This is a genomic window from Pseudomonas citronellolis (assembly GCF_029335315.1).
GTDB lineage: Bacteria > Pseudomonadota > Gammaproteobacteria > Pseudomonadales > Pseudomonadaceae > Pseudomonas > Pseudomonas citronellolis_A.
The window spans coordinates 1-9,035 of record NZ_JARJLT010000272.1 but is presented as its reverse complement, the minus strand read 5'-3'; the positions used below and the strand labels follow the sequence as shown (position 1 = coordinate 9,035).

The 9,035-nt window shown below is 68.4% G+C and carries 8 protein-coding genes; 5 read left to right on the top strand and 3 right to left on the bottom strand.

Annotation, left to right across the window (positions count from 1 at the left end):
• The first annotated feature begins 156 nt into the window (after nucleotides 1-156).
• The 4 genes from P3W75_RS20435 to pcaD all read left to right on the top strand — a co-directional run bounded on the left by P3W75_RS20435 (nucleotide 157) and on the right by pcaD (nucleotide 3,910).
• The gene (locus P3W75_RS20435) at nucleotides 157-1,005 is read left to right on the top strand and encodes a CoA transferase subunit A (RefSeq protein ID WP_276229132.1); all 849 of its coding nucleotides are present in this window, start codon (nucleotides 157-159) and stop codon (nucleotides 1,003-1,005) included.
• The gene (locus P3W75_RS20430; RefSeq protein WP_276229131.1) at nucleotides 1,005-1,787 is read left to right on the top strand and encodes a CoA-transferase subunit beta; all 783 of its coding nucleotides are present in this window, start codon (nucleotides 1,005-1,007) and stop codon (nucleotides 1,785-1,787) included. The genes P3W75_RS20435 and P3W75_RS20430 overlap by 1 nt, the downstream gene beginning before the upstream one ends.
• Complete coding sequence (gene pcaF, locus P3W75_RS20425) at nucleotides 1,784-2,989, top strand: 3-oxoadipyl-CoA thiolase (protein ID WP_276229130.1); 1,206 nt, start codon at nucleotides 1,784-1,786, stop codon at nucleotides 2,987-2,989. The genes P3W75_RS20430 and pcaF overlap by 4 nt, the downstream gene beginning before the upstream one ends.
• A gap of 132 nt (nucleotides 2,990-3,121) precedes the next feature.
• Nucleotides 3,122-3,910: a 3-oxoadipate enol-lactonase gene (pcaD, locus tag P3W75_RS20420; protein ID WP_276229129.1), complete on the top strand. Its 789-nt coding sequence runs from the start codon at nucleotides 3,122-3,124 to the stop codon at nucleotides 3,908-3,910.
• Nucleotides 3,911-4,003: 93 nt separating this feature from the next.
• Here the strand turns inward: pcaD and P3W75_RS20415 are convergent, their stop codons facing one another.
• The 3 genes from P3W75_RS20415 to pbpG form a co-directional block, all read right to left on the bottom strand.
• On the bottom strand, nucleotides 4,004-5,134 hold the full coding sequence (locus P3W75_RS20415) for a thiolase family protein (protein WP_276229128.1): 1,131 nt from the start codon (nucleotides 5,132-5,134) through the stop codon (nucleotides 4,004-4,006).
• A gap of 16 nt (nucleotides 5,135-5,150) precedes the next feature.
• Nucleotides 5,151-5,684, bottom strand: a complete 534-nt coding sequence (locus P3W75_RS20410; RefSeq protein WP_276229127.1) for a PaaI family thioesterase — start codon at nucleotides 5,682-5,684, stop codon at nucleotides 5,151-5,153.
• A 266-nt stretch (nucleotides 5,685-5,950) separates the two neighbouring features.
• Nucleotides 5,951-6,865 (bottom strand): D-alanyl-D-alanine endopeptidase, encoded by a 915-nt coding sequence (gene pbpG / locus P3W75_RS20405; protein ID WP_276229126.1) that lies wholly within the window; start codon nucleotides 6,863-6,865, stop codon nucleotides 5,951-5,953.
• A gap of 442 nt (nucleotides 6,866-7,307) precedes the next feature.
• Here pbpG and P3W75_RS20400 point away from each other — a divergent pair, with 442 nt between their 5' ends.
• Nucleotides 7,308-8,987, top strand: a complete 1,680-nt coding sequence (locus P3W75_RS20400; protein ID WP_276229125.1) for an AMP-binding protein — start codon at nucleotides 7,308-7,310, stop codon at nucleotides 8,985-8,987.
• Nucleotides 8,988-9,035 lie beyond the last annotated feature (48 nt).

Here is a 9,035-nt window from a genome sequence, read left to right as displayed (position 1 = left end):
GTCATTTTCGTGGTTTGGATGGGTTGGGGTTTGTAGGCTGGAAGTGTTCGATAACCGCACCGATAGTCGATAATCGCATTGTTTGACCGCCAGCCGCGGCGCTACTGTCTTGTCCATCGGCATCCCCCATGCCCTGAACGACAAGACGAGACCGACATGGCTGAACTCCTGACCCTCCGCGAAGCGGTCGAGCGTTTCGTGAACGACGGCGATACCGTCGCTCTGGAAGGCTTCACCCACCTGATCCCCACCGCCGCTTCCCACGAACTGATCCGCCAGGGCAAGAAAGACCTGCACCTGGTGCGCATGACCCCCGACCTGGTCTACGACCTGCTGATCGGCGCCGGCTGCGCGCGCAAGCTGACCTTCTCCTGGGGCGGCAACCCCGGCGTGGGTTCGCTGCACCGTCTGCGTGACGCCGTGGAGAAGGGCTGGCCGCGCGAGCTTGAGATCGACGAGCACAGCCACGCCGACCTGGCCAACTCCTACGTCGCCGGCGCCTCGGGCCTGCCGTTCGCGGTGCTGCGCGCCTACGCCGGCTCCGACCTGCCGAAGGTCAACCCGAACATCAAGTTCATCAACTGCCCGTTCACCGGCGAGCAGCTGGCCGCGGTGCCCTCGGTGCGCCCGGACGTCACCGTGATCCACGCGCAGAAGGCCGACCGCAAGGGCAACGTGCTGCTGTGGGGCATCCTCGGCGTGCAGAAAGAAGCCGCCCTGGCCGCCAAGCGCTGCATCGTCACCGTCGAAGAGATCGTCGACGACCTCAACGCGCCGATGAACGCCTGCGTGCTGCCGACCTGGGCGCTGTCCGCCGTCTGCCACGTGCCCGGCGGCGCGCACCCGTCCTACGCCCACGGCTACTACGAGCGCGACAACCGCTTCTACCAGGCCTGGGACCCGATCGCCCGCGACCGCGAGACCTTCACCGCCTGGATCGACGAGTACATCCGTGGCACCGAGGATTTCGCAGCGTTCCAAGCCAAGATCGCGGAGGGCAAATAATGAGCGCCTACAGCACCAATGAAATGATGACCGTGGCCGCCGCCCGTCGCCTGAAGAACGGCGCGGTCTGCTTCGTCGGCATCGGCCTGCCGTCCAAGGCCGCCAACCTGGCGCGCCTGACCTCCTCGCCGGATGTGGTCCTGATCTACGAATCCGGCCCCATCGGCGCCAAGCCCAGCGTGCTGCCGCTGTCCATCGGCGACGGCGAACTGGCCGAGACCGCCGACACCGTGGTCCCCACCGGCGAGATCTTCCGCTACTGGCTGCAGGGCGGGCGCATCGACGTCGGCTTCCTCGGCGCCGCCCAGGTCGACCGCTTCGGCAACATCAACACCACCGTCATCGGCGACTACAACAAGCCGAAGGTGCGCCTGCCCGGCGCCGGCGGCGCCCCGGAGATCGCCGGTTCCGCCAAGGAAGTGCTGATCATCCTCAAGCAGTCGCACCGCACCTTCGTCGACAAGCTGGCCTTCATCACCTCGGTCGGCCATGGCGAGGGCGGCGACCACCGCCAGCAGCTCGGCCTGCCCGGCAAGGGCCCGGTGGCGATCATCACCGACCTGTGCATCATGGAACCCGAGACCGGCAGCAACGAATTCATCGTCACCGCGCTGCACCCGGGCGTGAGCCGCGAGCAGGTGATCGAGAACACCGGCTGGGCGATCCGCTTCGCCGCGCAGGTCGCCGAGACCGTGGCGCCGACCGACGTCGAGCTGGAAGCCCTGCGCGCCCTGGAGGCCCGCACCGCGGCCGCCCACGGCCAGCAAGGGGGTGAGGAATGAGCCGCGAGGTCTACATCTGCGACGCCGTGCGCACGCCGATCGGCCGCTTCGGCGGCGCGCTCTCGGCGGTGCGCGCCGACGACCTGGCCGCCGTGCCGGTCAAGGCGCTGGTCGAGCGCAACCCGCAGGTCGACTGGGCGCAGCTGGACGAGGTGTACCTCGGCTGCGCCAACCAGGCCGGCGAAGACAACCGCAACGTCGCGCGCATGGCGCTGCTGCTGGCCGGCCTGCCGGAAAGCATCCCCGGCGTGACCCTGAACCGCCTCTGCGCCTCGGGCATGGACGCGGTCGGCACCGCCTTCCGCGCCATCGCCAGTGGCGAGGCCGAGCTGGTCATCGCCGGTGGCGTCGAGTCGATGTCCCGCGCGCCCTACGTCATGGGCAAGGCCGACAGCGCCTTCGGCCGTGGCCAGAAGATCGAGGACACCACTATCGGCTGGCGCTTCATCAACCCGCTGATGAAGGCCCAGTACGGCGTGGACGCCATGCCGCAGACCGCCGACAACGTTGCCGACGACTACCAGGTCAGCCGCGCCGACCAGGACGCCTTCGCCCTGCGCAGCCAGCAACTGGCCGGGCGCGCCCAGGCCGCCGGCTACTTCGCCGAGGAAATCGTCCCGGTGGTGATCAAGGGCCGCAAGGGTGACACCGTCGTCGATACCGACGAACACCCGCGCCCGGAAACCACCGCCGAAGCCCTGGCCAAGCTCAAGCCGGTCAACGGCCCGGACAAGACCGTCACCGCCGGCAACGCCTCGGGCGTCAACGACGGCTCGGTGGCGCTGATCCTGGCTTCCGCCGAAGCGGTACAGAAGCACGGCCTCAAACCCCGCGCCAAGGTGCTCGGCATGGCCAGCGCCGGCGTCGCTCCGCGCGTCATGGGTATCGGCCCGGTGCCGGCGGTGCGCAAGCTGCTGGAACGCCTGAACCTGGCGGTGAGCGACTTCGACGTCATCGAACTGAACGAGGCCTTCGCCGCCCAGGGCCTGGCGGTCACCCGCGAGCTGGGCATCGCCGATGACGACGCCCGCGTGAACCCCAACGGCGGCGCCATCGCCCTCGGTCACCCGCTGGGCGCCAGCGGCGCGCGCCTGGTCCTGACCGCCGTGCACCAGTTGGAGAAGAGCGGCGGCAAGCGGGGCCTGTGCACCATGTGCGTAGGTGTGGGGCAGGGCGTGGCCCTGGCCGTCGAGCGCGTCTGATGTGGTTCGCTGGGTTCCGGCACTGAATCAAGGGTGTCATCCCCGCGAACGCGGGGACCCAGCGACTGAAACTGCGATAATCCCGACGCCCGCCCCAAGCGGGCGTCGTTACATGCTTCCACGGAGTTCCCGATGCCTACCGTAAAACTCGCCGACGGCGACCTGAACTACCGCCTCGAAGGCCCGGCCGGCGCGCCGCTGCTGGTGCTGTCCAACTCCCTGGGCACCGACCTGCACATGTGGGACGCGCAGGTTCCGGCGCTCACCCGGCACTTCCAGGTGCTGCGCTACGACACCCGTGGCCACGGCGCCTCGCTGGTCAGCCAGGGGCCGTACAGCATCGAACAGCTCGGCGGCGACGTGCTGGCCCTGCTGGACGCGCTGGACATCGCCAGCGCCAGCTTCTGCGGCCTGTCCATGGGCGGCCTGATCGGCCAGTGGCTGGCGATCAACGCCCCCGAACGCATCGAGCGCCTGGTGCTGTGCAACACCGCCGCCAAGATCGGCACCCCGGAAGTCTGGAACCCGCGCATCGACAGCGTGCTGGCCGGCGGCGCCCAGGCCATGCGCGACCTGCGCGACGCCTCGATCTCGCGCTGGTTCACCGCCGACTTCGCCGAAGCCCACCCGGAGCGGGTCGAGCCGATCGTGGCGATGCTGGCGCAGACCTCGCCGCAAGGCTACGCCGCCAACTGCGCCGCGGTGCGCGACGCCGACTTCCGCGAGCAACTGGGCGCCGTGCGCGCGCCGACCCTGATCGTCTGCGGCAGCGGCGACCCGGTGACCACCACCGAGCACGGCCGCTTCATGCAGGAACGCATCGCCGGCGCCGAGCTGGTGGAGTTCCACGCCGCGCACCTGTCCAACGTCCAGGCCGGCGACGCGTTCAGCGACAAGCTGCTGGGCTTCCTGTGCGGCTGAACCGCTCGCAGCCCCCCCCCCCGTAGGAGCGGGCCACGCCCGCGATTCGCGCGCATGGCGCGCTCCTACGGGGGCTTGTTGTATGGATGGGGGCTAGACGGCTTCGAGCAAGGTGGCCACGCCCTGGCCACCACCGATGCACTGGGTGGCGATGGCGTAGCGCCCGCCGCTTTCCTTCAGCAGCGCCGCGGCCTTGCCGGTGATGCGCGCGCCGGTGGCGCCCAGCGGGTGGCCGATGGCCATGGCGCCGCCGTGCAGGTTGACCCGGCCGGCGTCCAGGCCCAGCTCGCGGAGGCACGCCAGGGCCTGGCTGGCGAACGCCTCGTTGATTTCCACCAGGTCGATGTCGGCCATGCGCAGCCCGGCGCGGTCGAGCAGCTTGCGGGTGGCGTACAGCGGCCCCATGCCCATGATTTCCGGCGGGCAGCCGACCACCGACACCGCCTTGACCCGCGCCAGGATGTCCAGGCCATGGGCGCGGGCGAAGTCTTCGCTGCACACCAGCACGGCGGCGGCGCCGTCGGTCAGCGGCGAGGCGGTGCCGGCGGTGACGCTGCCGCCGAAGGCCGGCTTCAGCTGGGCCAGGGCCTCCGCGCTGGTGCCCGGGCGGATGCAGCCGTCTTCCGTCACCGCGCCGGCGGGTGTGTCGATGGCGACGATCTCCGCCGCCAGCAGGCCCTGCTCGCGGGCGCGGGCGGCCTTGGCGTGGGACTCCACCGCCATCGCCTCCTGCTCCTCGCGGGAGATGCCGTAGCGTTGCGCGACAATCTCGGCGGTCTGCCCCATGGGCATGTAGGCTTGCGGGAAATCGCGCAGCAGGCGCGGGTTCGGCGACACGTTGAAGCCGCCCATGGGCACGCGGGTCATGGATTCCACCCCGGCGCAGAGGAAGGCCTCGCCGGCGCCCAGCTGGATCTGCCCGGCGGCGAAGTGCACCGAGGTCATGGACGAGCCGCAGAAGCGGTTCACCGTGACCCCGGCGACGCTTTCCGGCAGCCCGGCGAGGAAGCCGACGATGCGCCCGAGGTTCATGCCCTGTTCGGCCTCGGGGTAGGCGCAGCCGATGATCAGGTCCTCGATGCGCGCCGGGTCCAGGTCCAGGCGCTGCAGCAGGCCCTTGACCGTCTGCGCGGCGAGGTCGTCCGGGCGCACCTCGATCAGGCCGCCTTTCTTGGCGAAGTGGAAGGGGGAGCGGGCGTAGCCGGCGATGACGACGGAAGTCATGGTGGTTCTCCTGGATTCAGCGGCCGAGGATCAGGCAGGTGGTGGAAGCGGTGGCATAGAGCCGGCCGTCGACGTCGTACAGGCGGCCCTCGGCCAGCGCGGTGCTGCGGCCGACGTGGACCACCGTGCCTTCGGCGCGCACCGGGCCGCTGTCGAGGGTCAGCGCGCGGATGTAGCTCACCCGCAGGTCGGTGGTGGTGTAGCCCAGCCCCGGCTCCAGGCGGGTATGGATGGCGCAGCCCATGCACGAGTCGAGCAGGGTCGCGGCGTAGCCGCCATGCACCGAGCCCAGCGGGTTGTAGTGCTGGCGTTGCGGGGTGCCCTGGAAGACGAAGCGCCCCGGCTCCCATTCCACGGCGAGGAAGCCGATCAGCTCGTTGAACGGCGGTGGCGGCAGCTCGCCCGCGTTGATGCCGGCGAAGAATTCGAGGGGCGCGCGGGCGCGCAGCTCGGCGACCGGCAGCACCCCGGACGGCGCCAGGCGGGCGCGGATCGCCTCGGCCTGGGCCAGCCAGGCGTCGATCTTCTGTTCGCGGGTCAGGTCTTGCATGGAAACCTCCGAAGGGTCGCGTGGGGCGACCGGATGTTTCCAAGTTAAATTACGGGCGTAATTTAAACAATGGATGTTGGTCGTAATCTAAATGGCATTTACGCCATGAGAGGTGATTAAAGTGCCGTGTCGCCTGTGGGGCGAATAACCGTTCGCGGTTATCCGCCGCCGGCGCCGGGCAATGGCGGATAACGTCGTAGGCGTACGGAAAGAAAAACGCCGTTTCCCCTCGCGGAGAAACGGCGTTTTTTGCGCAGCGATTCAGGTCACTCGGCGGCCTGCATGCCTTGCGCCTGCTTGTCCTGCTTGTAGCGCAGCGCCACGGCGGGCACCGGCGAAGCCTTGCCGGTTTCCACCCAGCGGCGGATGCGCGCGGCGTCGGCCACGTGGGTGCGCTTGCCGAAGGCGTCGAGCAGGGCGAGGGCCACCGGGCGGCCGTTCATCACCGTGACCATCACCAGGCAGTGCCCGGCCTGGTTGGTGAAGCCGGTCTTGGTCAGGCGGATGTCCCACTTGCCGGCGCGCACCAGCGGGTTGGTGTTGAAGAAGCTCAGCGCGTAGTTCGGGTGGCTGAAGCGCGCGTCCTTGGTCGGCGTGGTGCTCAGTTCGCGGATCAGCGGGTACTGGTAGGCGGCCTTGACCAGGCGGATCAGGTCATGGGCGCTGGAGGTGTTGTTGATCGACAGGCCGGTGGGCTCGACATAGTGGGTGTGCAGCATGCCCAGCGACCTGGCCTTGGCGTTCATCGCCTTGACGAAGGCCACGCTGCCGCCCGGGTAGTGGTGCGCCAGGCTGGCGGCGGCGCGGTTCTCCGAGGACATCAGGGCCAGCAGCAGCATCTGCCGGCGGTCGATGCGGCTGCCCAGGTGCACGCGGGAGAACACGCCCTTCATCTCGGCGGTCTCGGAGATGTCGACGTCGATCTGCTCATCCATTGGCAGCTTGGCGTCGAGCACCACCATGGCGGTCATCAGCTTGGTCACCGAGGCGATCGGGCGGACCACGTCGGGGTTGCTGGAATACACCACCTGGTCGGAATTCAGGTCCACCACCAGGGCGCTGCCGGAGGCCAGGACCAGCTGGTTGGGGGTGACCGCGGCCTTGCTGGCGGCGACGGTGGGCAGGGACAGGGCGGCGGTGACGGTGAAGAGCAGCCCGAGAATCGAACGACGAGTGTTCATGGATGTGATTCGCACAAGTGGGGAGGGTCTACATCCGTGTAGGCAATTTCTTGGAATTCTAATCCATGGCCAATGGCCGCGCATCAGCCCCGACAGGGCGGCGACGAAAGAATTTCAAAGGCTTGCGGGCGTAATCGCCAGTATCACTTTCACAGAGGACCCGGTCCCTGAGACGGCGTCTCGCCGACTGTCGCGAAATGCGATTCCGGGCCCCCGGCCGGCACCCGGTGAATGGTTACAAATAGCTGAATCATAAGGACTTTATGTTCCATGGCACAAAGCTTGACTGGCTATGCTGAGAAGTGGGCGAAAGGCTGCGGGCTTGCGTTTACCTTTACGTTAACGTAAACATACCCGGCGAGCCGTCGACCGGCCGGTCAGGCCCGGGCCTGCGGGTCAGGCCGTTCGCCACGTCCCAGAACAAGCACAACAAGGGAACGCCATGAATCACCCGAGCTACTCCCGTGGCCGCCAGGACAAGCCGCTGCTGGCCATGACCATAGGCGCTGCCTTCGACGATACCGTCAGCCGCTTCGCCAGCCGCGAAGCCCTGGTGGTGCGCCACCAGAACCTGCGCTACAGCTGGGCCGAGCTGGCCGAAGTGGTGAACGCCACGGCCCGCGCCTTCCTCGCCCTGGGCCTGCGCCAGGGCGACCGCCTGGGCATCTGGGCGCCGAACTGCGCGCAGTGGTGCATCACCCAGTTCGCCAGCGCCAAGGTCGGCGCCGTGCTGGTCAACATCAACCCGGCGTACCGCGCCAACGAGCTGGAATACGCGCTCAAGCAGTCCGGCTGCCGCTGGCTGGTGTGCGCCGACGCCTTCAAGACCTCCGACTACCACGGCATGCTCGTCGAGCTGCTGCCCGAACTCGGCCAGGGTCGCCCGGGCGAGCTGAACAGCGCGCGGCTGCCGGAGCTCAACGGGGTGATCAGCCTGGCCGCCCAGGCCCCGGCCGGGTTCCTGCGCTGGGACCAGCTCGACGCCATCGGCTCGGCCGTCGCCGCCGAGGAACTGGCGCAGCGCCAGGCCCAGCTGCAGTTCGACGAGCCGATCAACATCCAGTACACCTCCGGCACCACCGGTTTCCCCAAGGGCGCCACGCTCAGCCACTACAACATCCTCAACAACGGCCTGATGGTCGGCGAGAGCATCGGCCTGACCGAGCACGACCGCCTGGTGATCCCGGTGCCGCTGTACCACTGCTTCGGCATGGTGATGGGCAACCTCGGCTGCCTCACCCATGGCTCCACCATCATCTACCCGTCGCCCAGCTTCGAGCCGGAGGCCACCTTGCTGGCCGTGGCCGAGGAGCGCGCCACCGCGCTGTACGGCGTGCCGACCATGTTCATCGCCGAGCTGGACCACCCGCGCCGCGCGGAATTCGACCTGTCCAGCCTGCGCACCGGGATCATGGCCGGCGCCACCTGCCCGATCGAAGTGATGCGCCGGGTGATCGGCGAGATGCACATGGCCGAGGTACAGATCGCCTACGGCATGACCGAAACCAGCCCGGTGTCGCTGCAGACCGGCCCGGACGACGAACTGGAAATCCGCGTGACCACGGTCGGCCGCACCCAGCCGCACCTGGAAAGCAAGATCATCGACGGCGACGGCCGCGTCGTTCCGCGCGGCACCATCGGCGAGCTGTGCACCCGTGGCTACAGCGTGATGCTCGGCTACTGGAACAACCCCCAGGCCACGTCGGAGGCCATCAGCCCGGCGCGCTGGATGCTCACCGGCGACCTGGCGGTAATGGACGAGGCGGGCAACGTGCGCATCGTCGGGCGCAGCAAGGACATGATCATTCGCGGCGGCGAGAACATCTACCCGCGCGAGATCGAGGAATTCCTCTACACCCACCACGCCGTGGCCGACGCCCAGGTGATCGGCATCCCCGACGCCAAGTACGGCGAGGAGCTGGTGGCCTGGGTCAAGTTCCACCCCGGCCACAGCGTCGAGGAGGAAGAGCTGCGGGCCTTCTGCAAGGCGCGCATCGCCCACTTCAAGGTGCCCCGGCACTTCCGCTTCTGCGACGAGTTCCCGATGACGGTGACCGGCAAGGTACAGAAGTTCCGCATGCGCGAGATCAGCATCGAGGAGCTGCGCGTGGAGCATGGCTGACGGACGCGCAACGGCATGCCGGTAGAGAAGGGCACCATTTCCATCCGC